Origin of the sequence: Streptomyces incanus (genome assembly GCF_042656345.1) — a bacterium.
Taxonomy (GTDB): domain Bacteria; phylum Actinomycetota; class Actinomycetes; order Streptomycetales; family Streptomycetaceae; genus Streptomyces; species Streptomyces incanus.
On sequence record NZ_JBHSPC010000100.1, the window covers coordinates 128,538 to 151,282 of the forward strand.

At 72.6% G+C, this 22,745-nt stretch carries 16 protein-coding genes and 3 pseudogenes; 10 read left to right on the top strand and 9 right to left on the bottom strand.

Translation table 11 applies throughout. The features are described 5' to 3' along the window. The first annotated feature begins 1,323 nt into the window (after positions 1-1,323). Positions 1,324-2,190 (top strand): TIM barrel protein, encoded by an 867-nt coding sequence (locus ACFP2V_RS29305; protein ID WP_381218306.1) that lies wholly within the window; start codon positions 1,324-1,326, stop codon positions 2,188-2,190. A 39-nt stretch (positions 2,191-2,229) separates the two neighbouring features. Then, positions 2,230-2,973 (top strand): annotated as a pseudogene (locus tag ACFP2V_RS29310) (2-hydroxy-3-oxopropionate reductase); the annotation flags it as partial. 44 nt (positions 2,974-3,017) lie between these two features. On the opposite strand, the gene ACFP2V_RS29315 reads toward ACFP2V_RS29310, so the two are convergent. Both ACFP2V_RS29315 and tnpA read right to left on the bottom strand, forming a co-directional pair. Further along, positions 3,018-4,229 (bottom strand): RNA-guided endonuclease InsQ/TnpB family protein, encoded by a 1,212-nt coding sequence (locus ACFP2V_RS29315; protein WP_381218307.1) that lies wholly within the window; start codon positions 4,227-4,229, stop codon positions 3,018-3,020. Beyond that, positions 4,213-4,677, bottom strand: coding sequence for an IS200/IS605 family transposase (tnpA, locus tag ACFP2V_RS29320; RefSeq protein WP_381218359.1), 465 nt, complete (start codon positions 4,675-4,677; stop codon positions 4,213-4,215). Before tnpA ends, ACFP2V_RS29315 begins: the two co-directional genes overlap by 17 nt. Positions 4,678-4,818: 141 nt before the next feature. On the opposite strand from tnpA, the pseudogene ACFP2V_RS29325 reads away from it, so the two are divergent. After that, a pseudogene (locus ACFP2V_RS29325) lies at positions 4,819-4,980 on the top strand (NAD-binding protein); the annotation flags it as partial. A 371-nt stretch (positions 4,981-5,351) separates the two neighbouring features. Then, positions 5,352-5,591: a hypothetical protein gene (locus ACFP2V_RS29330; protein ID WP_381218308.1), complete on the top strand. Its 240-nt coding sequence runs from the start codon at positions 5,352-5,354 to the stop codon at positions 5,589-5,591. Positions 5,592-5,795: 204 nt separating this feature from the next. Here ACFP2V_RS29330 and ACFP2V_RS29335 read toward each other — a convergent pair. Continuing rightward, positions 5,796-6,419, bottom strand: a pseudogene (locus ACFP2V_RS29335) (thiamine pyrophosphate-dependent enzyme); the annotation flags it as partial. A 58-nt stretch (positions 6,420-6,477) separates the two neighbouring features. Here ACFP2V_RS29335 and ACFP2V_RS29340 point away from each other — a divergent pair. Both ACFP2V_RS29340 and ACFP2V_RS29345 read left to right on the top strand, forming a co-directional pair. After that, on the top strand, positions 6,478-6,648 hold the full coding sequence (locus tag ACFP2V_RS29340) for a hypothetical protein (RefSeq protein ID WP_381218309.1): 171 nt from the start codon (positions 6,478-6,480) through the stop codon (positions 6,646-6,648). Between the two features lie 52 nt (positions 6,649-6,700). Then, positions 6,701-7,273, top strand: a complete 573-nt coding sequence (locus tag ACFP2V_RS29345) for a GNAT family N-acetyltransferase (RefSeq protein WP_381218310.1) — start codon at positions 6,701-6,703, stop codon at positions 7,271-7,273. Positions 7,274-7,403: 130 nt separating this feature from the next. On the opposite strand, the gene ACFP2V_RS29350 is transcribed toward ACFP2V_RS29345, so the two are convergent. Then, complete coding sequence (locus tag ACFP2V_RS29350) at positions 7,404-9,077, bottom strand: AMP-binding protein (RefSeq protein ID WP_381218311.1); 1,674 nt, start codon at positions 9,075-9,077, stop codon at positions 7,404-7,406. A 596-nt stretch (positions 9,078-9,673) separates the two neighbouring features. Here ACFP2V_RS29350 and ACFP2V_RS29355 point away from each other — a divergent pair. Continuing rightward, a complete protein-coding gene (locus tag ACFP2V_RS29355) occupies positions 9,674-12,505 on the top strand; it encodes a helix-turn-helix transcriptional regulator (protein WP_381218312.1) in 2,832 nt (943 codons plus the stop codon). A 449-nt stretch (positions 12,506-12,954) separates the two neighbouring features. On the opposite strand, the gene ACFP2V_RS29360 is transcribed toward ACFP2V_RS29355, so the two are convergent. Next, positions 12,955-14,079, bottom strand: a complete 1,125-nt coding sequence (locus tag ACFP2V_RS29360) for a winged helix DNA-binding domain-containing protein (RefSeq protein WP_381218313.1) — start codon at positions 14,077-14,079, stop codon at positions 12,955-12,957. Between the two features lie 237 nt (positions 14,080-14,316). On the opposite strand from ACFP2V_RS29360, the gene ACFP2V_RS29365 reads away from it, so the two are divergent. Together ACFP2V_RS29365 and ACFP2V_RS29370 are read left to right on the top strand one after the other, a co-directional pair. Continuing rightward, the gene (locus tag ACFP2V_RS29365; RefSeq protein WP_381218314.1) at positions 14,317-14,517 is read left to right on the top strand and encodes a hypothetical protein; all 201 of its coding nucleotides are present in this window, start codon (positions 14,317-14,319) and stop codon (positions 14,515-14,517) included. A 283-nt stretch (positions 14,518-14,800) separates the two neighbouring features. Next, complete coding sequence (locus ACFP2V_RS29370) at positions 14,801-15,241, top strand: SRPBCC family protein (protein ID WP_381218315.1); 441 nt, start codon at positions 14,801-14,803, stop codon at positions 15,239-15,241. A gap of 51 nt (positions 15,242-15,292) precedes the next feature. On the opposite strand, the gene ACFP2V_RS29375 is transcribed toward ACFP2V_RS29370, so the two are convergent. From ACFP2V_RS29375 to ACFP2V_RS29390, 4 genes are all read right to left on the bottom strand, one after another. Further along, positions 15,293-16,456, bottom strand: coding sequence for an XdhC family protein (locus ACFP2V_RS29375; protein ID WP_381218316.1), 1,164 nt, complete (start codon positions 16,454-16,456; stop codon positions 15,293-15,295). 89 nt (positions 16,457-16,545) lie between these two features. Further along, positions 16,546-18,996, bottom strand: coding sequence for a xanthine dehydrogenase subunit D (gene pucD / locus ACFP2V_RS29380; protein WP_381218317.1), 2,451 nt, complete (start codon positions 18,994-18,996; stop codon positions 16,546-16,548). Positions 18,997-18,998: 2 nt separating this feature from the next. Then, entirely contained in the window at positions 18,999-19,622 is a 624-nt protein-coding gene (locus tag ACFP2V_RS29385) for a (2Fe-2S)-binding protein (RefSeq protein ID WP_381218318.1), read from the bottom strand. Further along, positions 19,622-20,512 (bottom strand): FAD binding domain-containing protein, encoded by an 891-nt coding sequence (locus ACFP2V_RS29390; protein WP_381218319.1) that lies wholly within the window; start codon positions 20,510-20,512, stop codon positions 19,622-19,624. The genes ACFP2V_RS29385 and ACFP2V_RS29390 overlap by 1 nt, the downstream gene beginning before the upstream one ends. A gap of 407 nt (positions 20,513-20,919) precedes the next feature. Between ACFP2V_RS29390 and ACFP2V_RS29395 the strand changes: the two genes are divergently transcribed. Next, positions 20,920-22,671, top strand: coding sequence for a PucR family transcriptional regulator (locus ACFP2V_RS29395; RefSeq protein WP_381218320.1), 1,752 nt, complete (start codon positions 20,920-20,922; stop codon positions 22,669-22,671). The last annotated feature ends 74 nt before the right edge of the window (positions 22,672-22,745 follow it).

Genomic DNA, 22,745 nt, shown 5'->3' on the forward strand with positions numbered 1-22,745 from the left:
GACCGATCGGCCCGGCGTCTGTCCGTGAGAGTCCGGCGCGACAAGCTCAGCGACCCCGATGCGCTGCCATCCGCTTCAAAGGGTCGAGGTCGGAGCACCGGCCGCACTCTCTGCAAGGCAGGGATGCCCAATACTCACGATCCGTCACCACCGGATGTGAGCCAGGGCCGTTCTGCGCACAGCCTGACGAGGAGAGGGGGGTCATGACGGAGGGTGACGGTGAGCGTCGGCCCGCGGGAGAGTGGGAGGCAGGCGTACTGGCTGCGCTGTGGGCGGCGGGGAAACCGCGGCCGGCCGCTGAGGTTCGCTCGGTGATCCCGCAGTCACTGGCCGGACGACCGTGGCACCACTGCCGTCCCGTCCCTGCTTCCCCGTCGAGGACCCCCACGGCCTGACCGCCCGCCGAATGCGTCGCGAACTCGACCGGGACGGCGACCGGAATACGGTGCCGGCCCGGCTCACCGAAGGGCTCATACGTGAGGACGGGCGGAGCTGAGGCGGCCGGTGGGCGGGAACGGACGCCGACCTGACCGTTGCTCCGGGCTCTCCCACAGCATCTCGTACGTGGCCACCTCGCGAGGGAAGTCGTCGTCGGCCAGTCGGCGCCGTGAGGGACGCGACCATCACGACCAGCACCACGGCAGGAGTGGCTCCGCCGTCGGACTGGGCCCATGGGCTGCCGCCGGCGCGGCGGCCCACTGCACGGCGGTGCGAAACGCCGGGTCCTGCTTCAGCCGGCTCCCAGGACATGGGCTGGACCCCGGCTCTGTTCGTAGAAGCGGGAGGAGTGGGCCTCTCCCGTGGCAGTCGGTGCGGTCAGGCCACCTGGACGGAGCGTATGGAGTCGCCGTACCTGACGCCCGACGTGGCGGGCGGGGGCATCCTCCCCGTTCGCGGGGACGACGACGGCGCGCGGCTTGGACATGCTCCGGGCCCAGGTGAACAGATTGTCCAGCCGGCGGAGTCGTCCAGGCCGGTGGGGCGCCGTGGCTGATAACGGAGCCGGCAGCGGTCCGTCGCCCTCCTCCCACGGGCGTTGCAGGCGTGCTCGCGGAGGGACCCGGGCGGGCAGGTCGTCGTATGCACCCGTGGGCACGGCCGGGTGGAACAGGTCGCGGTTCTCGCTCGTCTTCGCTGTCTTTCTCCGAAGCTGTTGCGGGGGCGGGCAGCGGGACGGGGGCGTGGCCACGGCGGCCCCCCGGGCGAGGGGCCCCCTTGACAGCCACCGAGATCCACGGACAGTCTTCCATGAAGCAGAAAAAAGATTTCTCCATACGGAATACCTCCACGGAAGTAAACGGAAGTGAAGGGAGCGCGGCCCCGATGCCAGGTGTCGAGTGGAGTACAGCCGCAGACCAGCGCTTCAACGTCAACCTGTCGATCCTCTTCACCGAACTCCCTCTCCTGGAGCGCCCCGCGGCAGCCGCCGCGGCCGGCTTCACCGCGGTCGAGCTGTGGTGGCCCTGGGCCGACTCGCCGGCACCGGCGCGGTCCGAGCTCGACGGGCTGAGCAAGGCGATCGAGGACGCCGGCGTCCGCCTCACGGGCCTGAACTTCTACGCCGGACAGCTCCCGGGCCCCGACCGCGGCGCTCTGTCGCTGCCGGGTGAGGAGTCGGAGCGGTTCCGTGCTCATGTCGAGGTGGCCGCGGGCTTCGCCGAGTCCCTCGGCTGTACGGCCCTCAACGCGCTGTACGGCAACCGTGTCGACGGCGTGGACCCGGCCGAGCAGGACGCGCTCGCCCTGGAGAACCTCGCCCTCGCCGCCCGCGCGGCTGACCGGATCGGCGCGATTCTGCTGGTCGAGGCGTTGAACCGGACCGAGTCGCCGCTGTACCCGCTGGTGTCGGCGCCGGCTGCGGTGGAGGTCGTCGACCGGGTGAACGCGGCCACGGGGCTGGGCAACGCCCGGTTCCTGATGGACCTCTACCACCTGGCCATGAACGGCGAGGACCTGCCGGCGGTGATCGAGCGGTACGCCGCGAGGACCGGCCATGTGCAGATCGCCGACAGCCCCGGCCGCGGCGCCCCCGGCACGGGCGCGCTCCCGCTGGCGGATCTCCTCGGCCGCCTGCGCAAGGCCGGTTACGCGGGCTGGGTCGGCCTGGAGTACAAGCCCGGCGACCGGCCGAGCGCGGAGGCCTTCGACTGGCTGCCCCGCGAGGCCCGTGCGGCCCGCGCCGCCCGCTGATCATCCTCGTACAGACTTGTACAGAGAGGCACTCCCACCATGAGCGACACCCCCGACACCCTTCCCAGGATCGCCTGGATCGGCCTCGGCATCATGGGCTCCCCCATGTCCGAGAACCTGATCAAGGCGGGCTAAGACGTCACCGGCCACACCCTGGAGCGGGAGAAGCTGGACCGGCTGGCCGCCGCCGGTGGCACTGCGGCCCCCTCCGTCGCCGAGGCGGTCCGGGACGCGGACGTGATCATCACGATGGTGCCCGCGTCCTCGCAGGTCGAGGCCATCGCGTACGGGCCCGACGGCATCCTCGGGAACGCGCGGCCCGGCGCCCTGCTGATCGACATGTCCTCGATCACCCCGCAGACGTCCGTCGACCTGGCCGCCGCTGCGAAGGACAAGGGCATCCGTGTGCTCGACGCCCCGGTGTCCGGCGGTGAGGCGGGCGCCGTCGAGGCGGTGCTGTCCATCATGGTCGGCGGTGAGCAGGCCGACTTCGACACCGCGAAACCGCTGTTCGAGGTGCTCGGCAGGACCGTCGTCCGGTGCGGCCCGCACGGCTCCGGGCAGACCGTGAAGGTCGCCAACCAGCTGATCGTCGCCGTCAACATCCAGGCGTGCGCCGAGGCCGTGGTCTTCCTCGAGAAGTCCGGCGTGAACCTGGCGGCCGCGCTGGACGTCCTGAACGGCGGCCTCGCGGGCTCGACCGTACTGACCCGCAAGAAGGACAACTTCCTCGGCCGGAACTTCGAGCCCGGCTTCCGGATCGACCTGCATCACAAGGACGTGACTCCTCCCCCCGGATAAATCCGGGGGGCTTCTCCTGTCGGTGGCTAGGCCACGTCGGGAAGGACCAGCCCGGCCCTGATAGCGACGTTGAGTGCGCCGACCTGATCGGCGTTGGCGGTGTGCCCGCACCGGGTGCACTCGAACTTCTCTTGGGTGGTGCGGTTCTCCCCGGACACGTGCCCACAGGCGGGGCAGGTGCGGGAGGTGTTGCGGGGGTCCACGGGGATCAGTACACGACCGGCGCTTTCAGCCTTGTGCGTGAGGATGTCCAGGAACACCCCCCAACCCGCATCGTGGATGCTCTTGTTCAGCCCGGCCTTCGCAGCAGCGCCGTTCGGCAGGAAGCTGCCGGGCTGCTCGGGGTCGGGCTTCGGCTTGGGTGCGCGGACCATGTTCGCGATGCTCAGGCGCTCGTGCGCGATCACGTCGTAGGTACGGACCATCGCGAGCGCGGTCTTGTGTGCGTGGTCGGTGCGCTGGCGCCGGACCTTGCGGTGCAGCTTGGTGACCTTCTCCACGGCCCGGCGGTGCTTCGCCGACCGGTTCTCCCGCTTGCGGCGCGGGAACGCCTTGAGGGCGCACTGGGCTTCGGCGAGGGCCTCGGTGTTGCGCTTGCCGTGCCGTGGGTTGGTGATGTGCTCACCCTCGGAGGTGGTGAGGAAGTGGGCTATGCCCATGTCGATGCCGGTCACGGCGCCGGTGGCGGGCAGCGGCTCGGCCAAAACCTCATCACAGGCGAGGATCACGTACCACTGCCGTCCTTCGCGCTTGACGCTGACGGTCTTGACGCGGCCCTTGACGGGCCGGTGCTGGTGGACCCGGACGTGCCCCACGCCCTGGAAGCGGACTCGGGTGACGGGATCGTGCGGGGTGGAGTCCCACCGGCAGCCGTCCCCGTCCCTGGGAAAGTCCACGGTGTCGAACCAGTTCACGCCTCGGAACCGGGGGTATCCGGGCTTCTCTCCTGCCTTGACCCGGCGGAAGAACGCCTGCATCGCCTTGTCCAGGCGGCGCAAGGTGGCCTGCTGCGACGAGAACGACCAGCGTCCTTGCCGCTCAGGGTCGAGCGCCCGGATCTCCTTGAGCTGGGCGGACTGCTGCCCGTACTTGATGCTCGTCCTGGAGAGGTGCCGATAGGCGTCACGGCGTTCCTGCAAGGCGCCGTTGTAGAGGGAGCAGTGATCCCGCAGCATCTCGCCGAGAGCCCGGGCCTGGCGGACGGTGGGGCGAAGGAGGAACTTATACGCCCGGTGCACGGCCGGCCTCCTCCTCCTCCTTCTGCTTCTGCTTCTGCTTCTTCGTCCAGGGGCGTTCCCACTGGGTGTTGATGTACTTCTCCACCGTGTCGGCACTGACCGTGCCGACCGAGGCTACGAAGAACGACGACGACCACAGCGTGGGCATCCGGCTCTTGAGGTGCGGGAACTCCTCCCGCAGCACGCGGGAGGTGAAGCCCTTGAACTGGTTCGCCACGTACGACGCCGAGGCTTTCGGCTCGTGCTTGACGAACAGGTGCACGTGATCGGGCATCACCTCGAGGGCGATGATCTCCCAGCCCTTCTCGGCCGCCTTCTGCTCGATCAGCTCACGCAGCCGGACCGCGACCTGGCCACCGAGAACCCGGCGGCGGTACTTCGGGCACCACACCACGTGCAAGCCCAAGTCGTACACGCCGCCGGAGTACCGGCGGACCTTCCGCGTCACAGTCACGTGATCACTATACACGTGGCATACATCTAGCCGAGGTGAACAGTGCGGATCCGTGAGCACAGTTGAGGTCAGAGCAGTCCTGAGAAGCGATTCCCCCCCACGCCTAAAGGCGCGGGTCCCCTCGCTAGCTATCCGATGGGCATCGTCACCGATGCCGCCCGCACCGTCGGCGCGGCCCTGCCCGTCGGCGCCGTGGTCGCGCAACTCGTCGCAAGCCTGCGCGCGCAGGGCGACGGCGGACTGGACCACTCCGCGCTGCTGCGCGCGGTGGAGCGCCTGTCCGGCACCCGGGTCTGAGTACGCCGAGACCTCCGGGGGCGCCGGCGCCGGCATCCATCCTGTCCCGCCCGAGGCACCGGCACCACCCCGGCCCCCAGAACCAGAACAGGCTCGCGTACGGCCCTTGACGGGGGCCGGCGCCGTACGCGGAGCCCGCGGTGGGCTGCGTGCGGCCCGGGACGAGGGTGACCGCACGGGCTCCGCGGGCAGGGCAAGGGCGCCGCGGCAGCGGGCGAGCCAGTGCGGTGGTGAAGGCCGCCGGCGCTTCTCCTTCGACCGGAGGGGAACAGCGCCCGGTGCCGTCGCACCTGCCACGGCCACGGCCCCGACTCCGATCCCCCGGTCCCGTCCGGGGTGCGGATCCGCCTGGCGGGCAGCAGCCTGGAGACATGGCAGATCCCGCGGAGCATCCGCACATCGTGGTGCATTCCCCGGCGTTGGACGGCTCGCGCCGGGTCACCTCCGGCGACGAGACGCTGGGCGTCGCCTCGCACATCGACGACGTGGGCGAGATCCTGCGGCTCGCCGACCTCTACGTCACCGACGTCGAGGGGGCGGACCTCATCGAGTGGCAGGGTGGCGGCCCCGAGGACTGGCCGGGCCTGTCGGAGGAGCACCACGAGGCCTGAGCGAGCGTGTTGATCCACGTACGCATGCGCGAGGGTGCCATGGCGGCTGGCCGGAGTGCGACCACGACCGCTCCACGGAAGCGGCCGTACGGTGGGGGCGCAGCGCAGCGCGCAGGAGTCGCGGCGGGAGATCCGCTCGGTGGTGCGCGGCTACCGCACCACCGACCCGCACCCCGAACTCGCCGGTCAGGCCTTCAGCGTCCTGATGGAGATGTTGGTGACACGCTCCAGGATCGCCTCGACGACCACCGGCAGCTTGAATTCCGCGGCAAGCTTCTTGGCCTCTTCCAGGGCCGCGCCCAGCTCACCGGGGTCGGTCACCCGGATCGCCTTGCAGCCGAGGCCCTCGGCGACCCGGACGTGGTCGACGCCGTAGACGCCCAGTTCGGGCGCGTTGATGTTCTCGAACTCCAGGCTGACCTGGAAGTCGATGTCGAACGCCCGCTGCGCCTGCCGGATGAGGCCGAGGTAGGAGTTGTTAACCAGCACATGGATGTACGGGATCTTGTGCTGCGCCCCGACGGCCAGCTTTTCGAGCGTGAACTGGAATTCGTAGTCGCCGGACAGGGCGACGACCTGGGCTCCGGGGTCGGCCCTGGCCACGCCGAGTGCCGCCGGAACGGTCCACGGCACCCCGGAACCGGGGCGTTTGACGGCCACCGGACCCACTCCCCGCCGCCCCGACATCCCTTCCGTGCCGATCCGCACCGCGCGGGACGCGGTCACGGCGACCGTGCTGTATCTGCGCCTGCTCGGCCACGACGACATCCGCCGCGCCCACCGGCGTCCCCCGTCCGGCATCGGGCCGGCCGGCCGGGGTGTCCTCGCCCTGGTCGACCCGTCGGCGCGTCCGGCGACGTCGCGGGACGTGGAGTGCCTGTGGCTCATGTCCATGACGGAGTCCGCCCGGGGCCTGCACTTCACCCTCGCCGGGTACGCCCCGGATGCCCGGGAGCGCGCCGACCGCCTCGGTGTCCCGCTGTTCCTGCTCGACCTCACCGGCATCCCGCAGCCGGTGAACGCCCCGGCCGTCGCGCTGGACGCCACCCGCTCCTGAGAAGCCCGAAAACCCGGGGACGTTCCCGCCTCCGCCGTCCGATACTCGGCGCATGCGTACGCACATCCGGCCCGCCGCCCCCGACGAGTTGTCCGCCCTCCAGGACATCGAACGGGCCGCCGGCGCCCCCTTCCGGGCCCTGGGCATGCCGGAGATCGCCGACGACGAACCACCCGCCCTCGGCACCCTCGACCACTACCGGCGGGCGGGCCGCTGCTGGGTCGCCGCCGACGAACGGGACCGGCCCGCCGCCTATCTGATCGCCGAACCGGTGGACGACGCGCTCCATCTCGAGCAGGTCTCGGTGCACCCGCGCGCCGCCCGCCGGGGCGTGGGCCGGTCCTTGATCACCCACACCGCCGAGCAGGCCCGCACTCAGGGCCTGAGCGCCCTGACCCTGACCACCTTCGCCGACGTCCCGTGGAACGCCCCGTACTACGCCCGCCTCGGCTTCCGCACACTGGCCGAGGCCGAACTCACGCCCGGTCTGCGCCGGATCCGCGCCCAGGAGGGCGAGCACGGGCTCGACCGGTGGCCGCGCGTGTGCATGCGCGGAAGCGTCCGAACGCTCCGCCGGCCGGGACGGACTCCTGACGGCCCGCCCGGATCACGGTCAGAGTGCTGATCGGATCGGCCGCTCCCCACCACCTCACCGTTCAGCGCCGGGGACGTTCAGCTCGGCGATGCACATCGTCGGGGCGTCGTGGAGCGAGGTGCAGCGCTCCTGCTGGACCGCCTCCGAAATAGGTTCCGGGTCACCGGAAGTCCTCCTCGCGGTACTCGGCGTCGGAACCCGCCGCCGTGGCTTCGCGCAGCTCGATGCGGCGGATCTTGCCGGAGACGGTCTTGGGCAGCTCGCCGAACTCCAGCCGGCGGATCCGCTTGTAGGGGGCGAGCACCTTGCGGGAGTGCTCGAAGAGCTCCCTCGCGGTGTCCGGGCCGGGCCGGTGGCCCTCCGCGAGCACGATGTACGCCTTGGGCACGGCCAGGCGCAGCTCGTCCGGGGCGGGCACGACGGCGGCCTCGGCGACCGCCTCGTGCTCCAGCAGGGCGCTTTCCAGCTCGAAGGGGGAGATCTTGTAGTCGGAGGCCTTGAACACGTCGTCGGCGCGACCCACGTAGGTGAGGTAGCCGTCGGTGTCGCGGGAGCCGATGTCGCCGGTGCGGTAGTAGCCCCCGGCCATGGCCTGTGCGGTGCGGTCGGGGTCGCCGTGGTAGCCGGTCATCAGGCCCACCGGACGGTTCGACAGGTCGAGGGCGATCTCTCCCTCGGTGGCGCCGGGCGCGCCGGAGACGGGGTCGAGGAGCTCGACCCGGTAGCCGGGCCCCGGGCGGCCCATGGAGCCGGTCCGCAGGTGCTGGCCGGGGCTGTTGGCGACCTGGACGGCGGTCTCGGTCTGGCCGAAGCCGTCGCGGATGGTGACGCCCCAGGCGTGCCGGATCTGTTCGATGACCTCGGGGTTGAGCGGTTCGCCGGCGGCGACCACCTCGCGCGGCGGGGTACGCAGCCCGGTCAGGTCGGACTGGATGAGCATGCGCCACACGGTGGGCGGGGCGCAGAAGGTGGTGACTTTCGCGCGGTCCATCTCAGCCATCAGCCGGGCCGCGTCGAAGCGCGCGTAGTTGTGCAGGAAGACGGTCGCCTCGGCGTTCCACGGGGCGAAGAGGTTGGACCAGGCGTGCTTGGCCCAGCCGGGTGAGGAGATGTTCAGGTGCACGTCGCCGGGTTTGAGCCCGATCCAGTACATGGTCGCCAGGTGCCCGACGGGGTACGAGGTGTGGGTGTGCTCGACGAGTTTGGGCTGTGCGGTGGTGCCCGAGGTGAAGTACAGCATCAGCGGGTCGTCGGCGAGGGTGGGGCCGTCGGGCGCGTAGTGCTCGACGGCCCCGTAGGCGTCCTCGTAGGGCAGCCAGGCGTCGCCGGCGCCCCCGCCGACGGCGATCCGGGTGTAGTCGCCCGGCACCTCGTCGAACTTCGAGGTGTCGGCGGCGCGCGTGATCACGTGCCGTACGCGTCCCCGGTCGACGCGGTCACGCAGGTCGGCGGGGCCGAGCAGCGGGGTGGCGGGGATGACCACGGCCCGTAGTTTCATCGCGGCGAGCGCGGTCTCCCAGAGTTCGGCCTGGTTGCCGAGCATGACGAGCACCCGGTCCTCGGCGCGTACGCCCTGCTGCCGGAGCCAGTTGGCGACCTGGTCGGAGCGGCGGGCGAGTTCGGCGAAGGAGAGCCTGGTCTGCTCGCCGTCCTCCTCGACGAGGTGCAGGGCGGTGCGGTCGTTGCCGTCCGCGATCACGTCGAACCAGTCGAGCGCCCAGTTGAAGCGGTCGGGGCGCGGCCAGCGGAAGCCCTCGTAGGCCGTGGTGTAGTCGTCGCGGTGTTCCAGCAGGAAGTCCCGGGCCCTGCGGAACTCCTCCGTCGCCGTTGTCATGTGGTCCCTTCCGTCGCCGTCGTCATGGGTGCTCTGTCCTCCTCGGTCCCGGACCTTGCCGGGCGGCTCTGTGCCATCGTCTAATCCGTGACGCAGGTCTCACCACCCCCGAAAGGGGGTGTGGCTCACTCGGGAGCCGCGACGGAGGGGCGAACAGGTGGCAGCTGACCCGACGGGCGCATTCGGCGCGCAGGCGCGGGCCGCGGTGGGGACCGGCGGCGCGCCGGCCCGGCTGCGGCGGACGACGGGGGTGCCGGTGGTCTTCGGCGGCCTGGTGGGGCAGGGGCTGCGGCCGGTGCGGACCAGCAGGCTGAGCGGTACCGCGACGCCCGCGCCGATCTCGCCGGCGGTGGTCTCGGGGAGCGGGCTGGGCGGCAGGGCGGGCGGGGTGGTTGCCGTAGGTTTGCGGTGTTCTCGGGGGGTCGACATTACCGGCGGTCCGGGATTTTCGGCCGGTGTGCCGGAGTTTTCGGCCGGTGTGCCGGGACTTTGGATTTCATCCGCGCGTCCGCTGTTATGTGCCTCACGACGTCACCCCTCCGAATCCAACTGACCCATTGCCTAATATTGGCCAGAACACGACACAGGAGGGAGCGGTGACCGTGCGCCGGGACTTCAAGGATCCTGCCAGGTGCCGTCCCGACCTGGTCATCGGCAGGGAGGAGCCGTTCGCCGAAGCGCGCGAGCAGCTGGTCCGAGGGGGCAGCGTGCTGCTGCACGGGCCGGCCGGAATAGGTAAATCGACCGTGCTGCGGGCACTTGCGGCGGAAAACGCGGGCGGGGCGCCCACCGTGTTGCGCTGCTCCGCCACGGAGTCCGAATCCCACCTTCCGTTCCTGGCGCTGGCGGATCTGTTCGGTCTGGTCCTCGAGAGGGTCTCCGGTGCGCTGCCCGCCGCGCAGCGCACCGCCCTGGAGTCGGCGCTCACCGGCCGCGGCGAGTCCACACTCCAGCGGGACGGGCTCGCGCTGCGCCTGGCGGTGCTGTCCACACTGCGGGCGCTGGCCGCCGAGGGGCCCGTCCTGGTCGTCGCCGACGATCTCCAGTGGTTGGACTCGGCCAGCGCGGAGCTGCTGGGCTTCGCCGCCCGGCGCCTCGGCGACGCGCCGGTGCAGATGCTGTGCGCGGTGCGGACCGAGGGCACGGAGGGGCAGGAGTACGACCGTCATCTGCGGGCCTGCCCGCCGGACACGCGTGTGGTCCGGCTGGGCCCGTTCTCCCGTACCCAGGTGTCCGCGCTGCTCGACCACCGCGGTTACACGAGTCTGTCCCGCACCACGGTCCGCGACATCCACCGCACCAGCGACGGCAACCCGCTGTTCGCGCTCGAACTGGGCCGTGCTCTGGCCGAGAGCCCGGCCCGGCCGCGCCCCGGCGAGCCGCTGCCGGTGCCGACCTCGCTGCGTGCCCTGGTGCTCAGCCGGCTGGAGATGCTGTCGGACGACGCGCGCCGCACCCTGCTGGTGGCCAGCGCCGGTGCCCGCCCGACGCCGGCTCTGCTGCACGCGGCCGGCCGGGACCACGCCGAGGAGGAGACGGCCCAGGCCGCCGCGCTGGGGCTGCTGGCGACGGACCCGGAGGAGCCGGCGCTGCGGTTCGCGCATCCGCTGATCTCGGCCGCGCTGTACGCGGAGGCCCCCGCGCACGAGCGGCGGGCCGCGCACGCCGCGCTGTCCACGGCGGCCTCCGACCCCATCGAGCGGGCCCGGCATCTGGCCCTCGCCACGACCGGCACCGACCCGGAGGTGGCGGCCCGGCTCGCCGAGGCCGCCGCGCTGGCCCGCGACCGCGGGGCTCCCTCGGTCGCCGCCTCGCTGGGGCTGCTGGCCGCCCGCCGCACCCCGGCCGACAGTACGCCGGGCCCCGACGAGCGGCGGCTGCAGGCCGCCGAGGACGCCATCACCGCGGGCGAGGCGGATCTCGCCCGGGACATCGCGCGCGAGGTGCTGACCCGGGCCACGGTGCCCGCGGAGCGGGTGCGGGCGTGGATGGTGGTCATCGAGGCGGCCGGGCAGGCGCTCGGCGATGTCGACGCGGTCTTCCCGCAGGTGCTGGCCGACGCGGGCGACGACCCGCGGCTGCTCGCGCTGGTCCACTACCAGCTGGCCTGGCGGGAACTGGTGGTCGACGGCGACTTCGACAAGGCCCGGCGGGAGGCCGCGCACGCGGCGGACCTGGCGGCCCGGGGCGCGGACCGGCGCACCGAGCTGATGGCCCTGGCCTTCCAGTCGTCCACCGAGACCCTGATGGGCCACCCGGACGCCCCGGCCACCATCAAGCGGGCCCTGAGGGAACCCCAGGACCCCTATGTGGCCTGCCACCACAACGGTGCGGGCACGGCCAGGTTCCGCTGGCTGCTCATGAGCGACCAGCTGCCCGAGGCCCGCAAGAGCATCACCGGGCTGCTGCGGGAGGCGCGGCGGCGCGGCATGGTCGAGAGCGAGGTGCACTTCCTGCGCTTCCTCGCCGACACGGAGCTGCGCTCCGGGCACTGCGGCCGCGCCCTGGATTTGGCCCGGGAGAGCCTGCGGCTGGCCCGGGACTCCGGAATCGGGGAGGGTGCCTCGGCGATGCTCGCCTCGCTCGCGGAGGCGTCCGGCGGGGACGTGGAGCGGGCGCTGGCGCTGGCGCGGGAGGCCGCCGACCACGCCGAGGTGGACGGCGACCAGATGTACCTCTCGCGCGCCCTGGCCGCCTTCGGCTATGCCCAGTCGGTCGCCGGGGACGCGGCGGGGGCGGTCCGTTCGCTGCGCCGGGTGCGGGAGCTGGAGCAGGGCATGGGCATCACCGACCCGGCGCGGGGCCGCTGGCACGGCGATCTCGCCGAGGCACTGGTCCGGATCGGTGAGCCCGGCGAGGCGCAGGAACTCATCAACCTCATCCGGGTGCACGCGCTGCGGCTGGACCGAGCGGGCGTCCTCGCCGTACTGGACCGCGCGGAGGCCCTGGTGCGGGCGGCCTGCGGGGAACACGAGGGCGCGCAGAAGCAGTTGACGTCGGCGCAGGACCGGCTGGGCCGGCTGGGGTACGGGCTGGAGGAGGCGCGGGCCGCGTTCGCGCTGGCCCGGCTGCGTGCCCGGCGCCCGGGGGCGGCCCCGGGTCATGCCCCCTACGACGAGGCCGCCCGGCTGTTCCGGCGCTGCCGCGCGCTGCCCTGGCTGCGTCAGGTGGACGCGGCCGTGGCCGCCGGTCCGGTGGAGCCGGAGACGGTGCCCGCGGCCACCTCGGCGGCGCTGGACGGCCTCGCCTCGATGGAGCGGCAGGTCGCCTCGCTGGTGATGGAGGGCGCCACCAACCGGGAGATCGCCGCCCGGTTGTTCATCAGCGTCAAGACGGTCGAGGCGACGCTCACCCGGGTGTACCGGAAACTGGGCATCCGGTCGCGGGTGGACATCGTCCGCCTGGCCGCGGGGCGCCGCACGAAGTGACCCCGGGGAGCGGGGGTACGGCGGGCGCGGGGCGGCAGGGGCGCGGTGCCCCGGGTCGGGGTACGCGTGGTGGGCCTGCTCGGGGTCAGCGATGAGCGCGGTGCCGGGCAGTACGGGGCGGGCGGGACCGAGGGTTTTCCCTGTCCAACTCCCGTAGGGGCTTCCCTCATTGGAGGCTCGCGCTCCGGCTCGTAGCGTAATGGTGTGCCGCTCGCCGGGCACACGGGGACCGGTGGCCCGGCCCTCGTGCCGAACCCCCCACCCCGCGCGCCCCCACCGGCAACCGATGAGGAGACCGATGTACGGGCTCACCCGCAGCACGAAGACCGCCGCGACCACCGCCGTGATCGCCGCCACCTGAATTCCTGAGTATCCCTCAGGTGATTGCCAGGGGGCGTTGCGGGCTTCCACGAGCAGCCCGCAACGCCCCCTATCCATGCCCCGTCACGTCATCGGCGTACGGCTCCGAAGCGGATGTCGTACGGCGTGTCCGGGTGCATCACCCGGAGCATCCGCTCCCCCTCGGCGGTGATCTCGTCCCGCCGGGTCCTGGTGAGCGGACCGAACGGCTCGATGACGAGGGCGTGTTCGTCCAGCCGCCACACCCCCGCGAGGAAGCCGTCGGCGAGAAGGGTGCGGTAGGAGATGTTTCCCCGCCAGGTACTGCCCCGCAGCTCGTCCGGCACGACGCGGGTGCGGTCGGCGTGGGAGAGGAGCAGGTTGTCGAACTCGGGCAGGAACCGCGGCGGGGCCGGGGTGTCCGGGTCGGGCCGGGACGCGTCGGGGAGGTCGAACAGCTCGACGCCGTGTTCGTCGCGGAAGGTGACCAGGCGCGGCCGGAGGCGGTCGAAGGCTTCGCGCAGCCTGGTCAGTCCGGCCCAGATCTGCGCGTCCTTCACGGAGGCCGGCCCGAAGGCGGCGAGGTAGCGCAGCACGACGGCGTCCGGCCCCGGGGAGGGCTCGGCGGGGCGGCCCAGCCACCGCTCGGCGGTGGTGAGCGTCACCTGGCCGCTGTGGCCCCACAGTCCGCGCGGGGTGATCTGGACGAGGGGCAACCCGCACCGGGCGGCGACGGACAGGGCCTGCGGGTCGGCGTCGGGCCATTCCTTGAGCAGGGCCTCGCGCAGCTGCTTCATGGTGCGCGGTTCGGCCTCGACGAGGTCCCGGGCGAGGGCGGTCAGCCGGTCCAGGTCGACCCCGATCAACCCCTTGCTGAAGGAAGCGAGTTCGCGGTCGCGGGCGGGCTGCACCAAGGGGCGCAGGGTGAGGCAGTCCTGGGCCGTGTGGGTGTGGATGGTCGAGCGCAGGGTGACGATGCGGACCACCGCGCGGTCGGCCATCGGCCGCGACAGCGCCTCGGGGGTGAAGCCGTCGAGGCGGGCGGCGAGCGCGTAGTACGGCGGCTTGACGTTCTGTGCCTGGAGCCCGACCAGATGCTCGACGGCCGCCTCCGCGGACAGCGGGGAGCGCCGCAGGAGCAGCTGCCGGGCGAGGGTGGCTCGGTTCAGGGCCCGGGTGCCGAGCACGGCGGCCGGACCCTGCACCGGGGTGACGCTCCGCTTCGTCTTCGTCATGCCCGCACGCTACCGAGGCTTGCGGCCACCCCCTGTCCGCAAGGCCCGGAGCACCGCCGAGAACACGACCGCCGGTCCACGACCGCCGATTCGGGACCGCCGATTCAGGACATTTCCTCGGGACGTGTAACACCCCGGAGGGCACCGGACGCTGAGTCCTACGGGGCGCGAGAAGCGGCCCCTTTCGCATGTCGTAGGCCAGTACCGGGAACACCCCCCGACCGAAGGGCTTCCTCCGTGACTTCCCATCCCGCCGGCACCGGTGGTTCCGCCGCGTCCGGACACGTTCGTCTCCCCGTCTACGAAGGCCTCGTGCGCGAACTCGGGGACGTCCTGGCGGAGACCCGCGAGGTGGCCGAGCGCACGGAGCGCCTGATGCGCCAGGTACTGCCGGTACGCCCCCACACCCGGCCCGCACCCGCGCCGGCCCCCCGGTGAACCACGCGCCGGCTGGGCCGGAGAGGGCGTCCCGCCGGGTGGCGCGGCCGGTCAAGGCACCGGAATCCGCGGGTCGGGGACGGTGGCTCCGCCGGACCGGGCGTTCGACCCGCCTCAGCGGAAGGCCTCGTTGACCGCCGCCTCTTGGGAGATCGGCAGGGACCTCGTACCGGAACGCGTCACGCTTGACCCCCTGCACCACGACGCGGGACACGACTGAGCCGGACGGGTGACGCGCCCCCGGCGGGGCCGTCGGCCCGTCCTGATTCCCTAGGATCCCCTCGTGGCCACCTTCCATCTCCAGCGCACGGCACCCCTTCCGCTCGACGAGACCTGGCGTCGGCTCACGGAGTGGCCCCGCCACGGGGCAGCGGTCCCGCTCACCCGGGTCACCGTGACCACTCCCCCGCCCACCGGTCGGGGCACGGTGTTCGTCGCCCGCTCGGGCCTCGGCCCGGTCGCCTTCGACGACCGGATGGAGGTGACCGTCTGGCAGCCCCCGGCCGACGGCTCCCCCGGCCTGTGCCGGCTGGAGAAGCGGGGTCGCCTGGTCAGGGGCTGGGCGGAGATCGAGGTCCGCCCGGGGCCGGGCGGCCGGACCCGCGTGCTGTGGCGTGAGGACCTGCGGGTCCGGTTCCTGCCCGGCTTCTGCGACCCGGCCCTGCGAGCCGTCTCGCGCAGGGTGTTCGGCCGGGCGGTGAACACCCTGCTGCGGCAGCCGTGACGGAGGTGTCACCGGGAGGTGTCACGCCCATGCCGATGCCCTTCTGTTCTGTCACGCCATCGAATTGATTCTGCCGGTGGGTTCGGAGGCGTGATCGGGCTCGCGGTCGCGATGGATCGGGGTGTGGGCGCCGGTGAGGGGGGTGCCGGTGCCTCCTCGGCGGGCGGCGACGATCTCGGCGGCGATGGACACGGCCGTCTCCTCCGGGGTGCGGGCGCCGAGGTCGAGGCCGATCGGTGAGTGCAGGCGGGCCAGTTCCCGGTCGGTGAGGCCTACCTCGCGCAGGCGGGCGTCGCGGTCCAGGTGGGTGCGGCGGGAGCCCATCGCGCCGACGTAGGCGACCGGGAGGCGCAGGGCGAGCCGCAGGAGCGGTACGTCGAACTTCGCGTCGTGGGTGAGGACGCACAGGACCGTACGGGCGTCCACGGCGGTGCGCTCGAGGTACTTGTGCGGCCAGTCGACGACGATCTCGTCGGCGTCCGGGAAGCGTGCCCGGGTGGCGAACACGGGGCGCGCGTCGCACACGGTGACGCGGTAGCCGAGGAACGCGCCGGCCCGGGTCAGCGCCGACGCGAAGTCGATCGCGCCGAAGACGATCATCCGGGGCGGCGGCACCGACGATTCCACCAGGACCGTCACCGGGGCGCCGCAGCGCGAGCCCTCCGCACCGATCTCCAGGGTGCCGGTACGGCCCGCGTCCAGGTACGCGCCGGCCTCCGCCGCCACCGTGCGGTCGAGGTCCGCGTGGACACCGAGGCCGCCCTCGTACGTGCCGTCGGGGTGGACCGTGAGCGCGCGGCCCAGCAGGCCGGGCGGGCCGCTCACGACACGTGCCACGGCCGCCGCCTCCCCCCACGCGGCAGCGGCGAGCGCGGCGACGAGGACAGGGCGCACAGGGTCGGCCGCCCTGACCGGTGTGACGAGGATGTCGATGACGCCGCCGCAGGTCGGACCGGCGGCGAAGGCGTCCTCGCTGCTGGGGCCGAAGCGTTCCAGGACGGTTGCGCCGTCCTGGAGGGCCTGCCGGCACAGCTCGTAGACCGCACCCTCGACGCAGCCGCCGGACACCGAGCCGATGACCGTGCCCTCGGCGTCCACCGCCAGCGCGGCGCCGGGCCCGCGGGGTCCGCTGCCGGCGACCGCCACCACGGTGGCGACCGCGAAGTCACGGCCCTGCTCTGCCCACCGGTGCAGTTCCTCGGCGATGTCCAGCATCTGTCGGTCTCCCTCGGCAAGGGTCCACGGGCCTCGGTATCGGTCAGGGCCTGTCCGTCCCGGGCGGGTGCTCGGCGGCGGTGGGTGCGTCACCCGGTTTTGGTGAGGTGTTCCGGGCGGACCGGTGTGCGGTTCAGCTCCAGCCCGGTCGCGTCCCGGACGGCCGCGAGGACCGCCGGGGTGGACGACAGGGTGGGGGCCTCGCCGACGCCGCGCAGCCCGTACGGCGCGTGGTCGTCGGCGAGTTCGAGCACGTCGACGGGGATGACCGGCGTGTCGAGGATGGTGGGGATGAGGTAGTCGGTGAAGGAGGGGTTTTGCACCTTCGCCGTCTTCGGGTCGACGAGGATCTCCTCCATGACCGCCACGCCCAGGCCCTGGATGGTGCCCCCCTGGATCTGGCCGATGACGGACAGCGGGTTGAGTGCCTTGCCGACGTCCTGTGCGCAGGCCAGTTCGATCACCTTGACCAGGCCGAGTCCGGTGTCGACCTCGACGACGGCCCGGTGTGCGGCGAAGGTGTACTGGACATGGCCGTCGCCCTGGCCGGTGCGCAGGTCGAAGGGTTCGGTCGGCCGGTGCCGCCACTCCTCCTCCACCTCGACGGCCTCGTCCCCGAGGACGTCCACCAGATCGGCCAGTACCTCACCGCCGTGGGTGACGACCTTGCCGCCCTCCAGCAGCAGTTCGGCCGTCGTCCACGCCGGGTGGTACGAGCCGAACCTGCGCCGGCCCAGCTCCAGGACCTGCTCCCGGACCAGCGCGCAGGCATTTCTGACCGCCCCTCCGGTGACGTACGTCTGCCGGGAGGCGGAGGTCGAACCGGCCGAGCCCACCCGGGTGTCGGCGGGGAGGATGGTCACCTGGCCGATGCCCAGCTCGGTGCGGGCGATCTGGGCGTGGACGGTGACTCCGCCCTGCCCGACCTCCGCCATCGCGGTGTGCACGGTGGCCACGGGCTGCCCGCCGGCCACCTCCATCCGGACGCGTGCGGTGGAGTAGTCGTCGAAGCCCTCGGAGAAGCCGACGTTCTTGATGCCGACCGCGTAGCCGACGCCGCGCACGACGTCTTCACCGTGGGTGGTGTTGGACAGGCCGCCGGGCAGCCGGCGTACGTCGGCGCCCTCGCTGCTCTCCCACTGCCGCTCGGGCGGCATCGGCATCGCCTTGACGCGGCGCAGGAGTTCGGCGACCGGTGCCGGGGAGTCGACGACCTGTCCGGTGGGCATGACCGTGCCCTGTTCCATGGCGTTGAGCCGTCTGAACTCCACCGGGTCCATGCCCAGTCGCTCGGCCAGCTTGTCCATCTGGGCCTCGTAGGCGAAGCACGCCTGGACCGCGCCGAAGCCGCGCATGGCGCCGCAGGGCGGGTTGTTGGTGTAGAGGGCGAGGGCCTCGATCTCGACGTCGTCCACGACGTACGGCCCGACACCGAGGGAGGAGGCGTTGCCGACCACGGCCGGGGAGGCGGAGGCGTACGCTCCGCCGTCGAGCACGATGCGGCACTTGACGTGGGTCAGCTTGCCGTCCCGGGTGGCGCCGTGCTCGTAGTACAGCTTGGCCGGGTGGCGGTGGACGTGGCCGAAGAAGGACTCGAAGCGGTTGTAGACCATCTTGACGGGCTTGCCGGTGCGCAGGGCGAGCAGGCAGGCGTGGATCTGCATGGACAGGTCCTCGCGGCCGCCGAACGCGCCGCCGACGCCGGCCAGGGTCATCCGTACCTTGTCCTCGGGCAGGCCGAGCACGGGCGCCATCTGGCGCCGGTCGGAGTGCAGCCACTGGGTGGCGATGTAGAGGTGGACGCCGCCGTCCTCCTCGGGGACGGCGAGCCCCGACTCGGGGCCGAGGAAGGCCTGGTCCTGCATGCCGAAGGTGTACTCGCCCTCGACGACGACATCGGCGCGCCCGCGGGCCCGTGCCACGTCGCCGCGCACGATCGGCTGGCGGTGGACGATGTTGGGGTGGGCGACGTGGCGGCTGTGGGGGTCGTCGCGGTGCTCGTGGACGAGGGGCGCGTCGGGGGCGAGCGCGGAGGCCTCGTCGGTGACGACGGGCAGGTCCCGGTACTCGACCCTGATCTTCGCGGCGGCGCGGCGCGCGGTCTCGGGGTGGTCGGCGGCGACGACGGCGACGGGTTCGCCGTGGTGGCGGACCTTTCCGTGGGCGAGGACGGGGGTGTCCTGGATCTCGAGGCCGTAGTGGCGCACCTCGGTCGGCAGGTCGTCGTAGGTGAGGACGGCGTGCACGCCCGGCAGGGCGAGGGCCTCGGAGGTGTCGATCGAGACGATCTCGGCGTGCGCGACCGTGGAGCGCAGGATCTGGCCCCAGAGCATGTCCTCGTGCCACAGGTCGGAGGAGTACGCGAACTCGCCGGTGACCTTGAGGGTGCCGTCGGGGCGGAGGGTGGACTCCCCGATTCCGCCGCTGGCCGGGGCGCCCTGGGTGAGGGTGGAGGGCGCGCCGAGGGGGATTCCGGCGGGTCCGGGTCCGGTGGCGGCCCGGGCCGGGGTGCGGGCGGGCCCGGAGCTGTGCTCGGTCATGGTCAGGCCCCCTCGGACTGGCGGGCGGCCGCGAGGCGGACCGCGTCCATGATCTTCTCGTAGCCCGTGCAGCGGCACAGGTTGCCCGACAGCGCCTCGCGGATGTCGGCGTCGCTCGGGCTGGGGTTGTGCTCCAGCATCTCGTCGGCGGCGACCAGCAGGCCCGGGGTGCAGAAACCGCACTGGACGGCGCCGGCGTCGATGAACGCCTGCTGGATCGGGGCGAGTGCGGCTCCCTCCCCGGTCTGCGAGCCGGTGCCCTGGGATCCATGGGCACCGTGGGCCTGCCACCGCTGAGCCGCGTCGAGCGGGGTGCCGGTGGCGTCCGGGGCTGCCGCACCGCCCTGCGCACCGCCCCCGGCGGCGCGGGAGCGCTGCCGGGCGAAGTCGGCCAGCCCTTCGACCGTGACGATCTCACGGCCCTCGGCCTGGCCGGCCGCGACGAGGCAGGAGCACACCGGGGCGCCGTCGAGGCGCACCGTGCAGGAGCCGCACTCGCCCTGCTCGCAGGCGTTCTTGGAGCCGGGCAGGCCGAGCCGTTCGCGCAACACGTACAGCAGGGATTCGCCCTCCCACACGTCGTCGGCCTCCTGGGGACGTCCGTTGACCGTGAAGTGGACACGCATTACGCGGCTCCCTCGGTGGTGCGGCGGGCGCCGCGGTACGACTCCCAGGTCCAGGTCAGCGTGCGGCGGGCCATGACGCCGACCGCGTGCCGGCGGTAGCTCGCGGTGCCGCGGACGTCGTCGATCGGGTTGCAGGCAGCCGAGCACAGGTCGGCGAACTGCTTGGCCACCGACGGCGGGACGATCTTCCCGTTGTCCCAGAGGCCCCCCTCGTCCAGCGCCGCGTTCAGGAACTCCTCGGCGGTGGTGGCCCGTACGGGGGTGGGCGCCGCCGAGCCGATGCCGGTGCGGACCGTGCGGGTCCCGGGGTGCAGGGCCAGGCCGAACGCGCACACGGCGATGACCATGGCGTTGCGGGTGCCGACCTTCGAGAACTGCTGCGGTCCGTCCGCCTTCTTGATGTGGACGGCGCGGATCAGTTCGTCGGGCGCCAGCGCGTTGCGCTTCACGCCCGTGTAGAAGGCGTCGATCGGGATGCGGCGGGACCCGCGCACCGATTCGACCTCGACCTCGGCACCGGCGGCGAGCAGCGCCGGGTGGGCGTCGCCGGCCGGGGAGGCGGTGCCGAGGTTTCCGCCGACCCCGCCCCGGTTGCGGATCTGCGGGGAGGCGACGGTGTGGGAGGCGAGGGCGAGGCCCGGCAGTTCGGCCCGCAGGTGTTCCATGATCCTCGTGTACGGGACGGAGGCGCCGAGTCGTACGGTGTCCTCGCCGACCTCCCACTCGGTGAGGTCGCCGATGCGGTTGAGGTCCATGAGGTACTCGGGCCTGCGGTGGTCGAAGTTGATCTCGACCATCACGTCGGTGCCACCCGCAATCGGCACGGCGGTGGGGTGCTCCGCCTTCGCGGCGAGCGCCTCCTCCCAGCCGGCGGGGCGAAGGAAGTCCATGACCGGCTCTCTTCTTCGTCTTGTGGGTCGTACGGATCGAGCCAATCCGTGTGCGGCGGGCCCGGCTCGTTCATGGGGGATTCACGCGCAGTGGGCTCAGTACACCGCCCACTGCTCCACCCGGGTCAGTCACGAAAGACCTGAAGGAATTGGCTGGCCAGCGGGGGCATCTTGTAGATTCATATGAAAAGAGGGTCTCAGTGGCCTCCTTGTTTTCCTTTGGAAACAACGGACACGTCCTTTGGAAACAACGGACACGGAAGACACGGAGTACACAGTCCGGGAGACGGCCGACCGTGCTGGATCGGCCACTCGCCCGGGCGCTGCGTGGAAGGCCCTCCACGGGCCCTTCCACGGCCCATCGTAGACATCGGTACACATCGAGACAGGGAACGGCGGCGACGAGAATGCGGCTGCGCGCACTGCTGGAGACCGACGCGCTGGGGCTCGCGCTGCTCTGCGGCGAGGACGAGCTGGACCGCACCGTGCACGGGGTGATGACCACCGACCTGAGGGACCCCAGCCGCTACCTCTCCGGCGGGGAACTCGTGCTCAGCGGCCTGGCCTGGCGCCGGGACGCCGCCGACTCCGAGCCGTTCGTACGGCGTCTGGTACAGGCGGGGGTCGTCGCGCTGGCGGCCGGCGAGGCGGAGCTGGGCGCCGTCCCGGACGACCTGGTCATGGCCTGTGCACGGCACCGGCTGCCGCTGTTCGCGGTGCACGAGTCGGTGGCCTTCGCAACGGTCACCGAGCATGTCGTACGGCAGGTGTCCGGCGAGCGGGCCGGGGACCTCGCGGCCGTGGTGGACCGGCACCGGCGGCTGATGACGTCGGGTCCGGCGGGCGGGGGCCCGGACGTGGTGCTCGACCTGCTCGGCACCGACCTGGACCTGCGGGCGTGGGTGCTCTCGTCCACCGGGCGGCTGATCGCCGGTTCGAAGGCGGGGCCGCGGCTGCCCGACGACGTGTGCGTGCGGATCGCGACGGAGCAGCTGGCGGCCGCCCGCAGCGGCCGTCCCGGACCCCACCGGGTGACCCTGGACGACCGGACGACGTACAGCCTCTTCCCGTTGCACGGCGGCGGGCCCACGGCCACGACGGTGGCGGCTGCCGCACAGGCCGCACACAGCGAGCACGGCGAGCACGACACATCGGCCTCCCCGGAGGTACGGGACGGCCAGAACGGCCGGGAGACGGTGCTGTCGGACTGGCTGCTGGTGGTCGAGGCGGACGCCGGGGACTGGGCCGAGGAGCGGCTGGATCTGCTGTACGGGGTCACCCAGCTGATCGTGGTCGAGCGGGACCGCCGGAACGCGGCGCGCACGGTACGGCGCCGGCTCGCGCAGGAGGTGCTGGAGCTGGTGCAGGCGGGTGCCGCGCCGGCCGAGGTCGCGGCCCGGCTGCGCGTGGCGGCGCCGGTGCTGGTACCCGGCCTCGGGGCCGCGCCGCACTGGCAGGTGGTCGTCGCGCGGATCGACTGGGACGGCGGTGGGGCCGAGGGCGGCGCGGCGGCGCAGGTGCTGCTCGAGGAGATCCTGGTCGACCCGGCGTCGACGGGGCCCGAGCACTCCGACCGGATCGCGGTGGCGTACGCCGGGGAGGAGGCGGTCGCGCTCGTCCCGCTGCCCGCGGTGGCGAGCGAGCACGACGGTGCCGACGGGCGGGGACTTCTCGCCGACGCCCTGCTGGAGTCCATACGGGAGCCGCTGACGGCCGGTCTGGACGGCGACGGGCGGCTCACCCTCGGGGTCAGCGCGGCCGTGCACTCGGCGGAGGGGCTGCGCGGGGCCCTGGAGGAGGCGCGGCACGCGCGGCGCGTGGCCGCGGCGCGGCCGGGCCGGGTCTGCGCGGCCGGCCACCACGAGCTGGCCTCACACGTCCTGCTGCTCCCCTTCGTCCCCGACGACGTGCGCCGGGCCTTCACCGCCCGTCTCCTGGACCCGCTGCGGGACTACGACCGGCGCCACCGCGCCGAGCTGATCCCCACACTGGAGGCGTTCCTGGACTGCGACGGCTCCTGGACCCGCTGCGCCGCCCGGCTGCACCTGCATGTCAACACCCTGCGGTACCGGGTGGGCCGCATCGAGCAGCTGACGGGCCGTGATCTGTCCCGCCTGGAGGACAAGCTGGACTTCTTCCTGGCCCTCCGCATGAGCTGACGGCCCGGCGGGCGCATGGCGGGGGCGGTGGGCCGGTGGGGTGGTGGGCCGGTGGGGTGGTGGGGGCGCGTGGC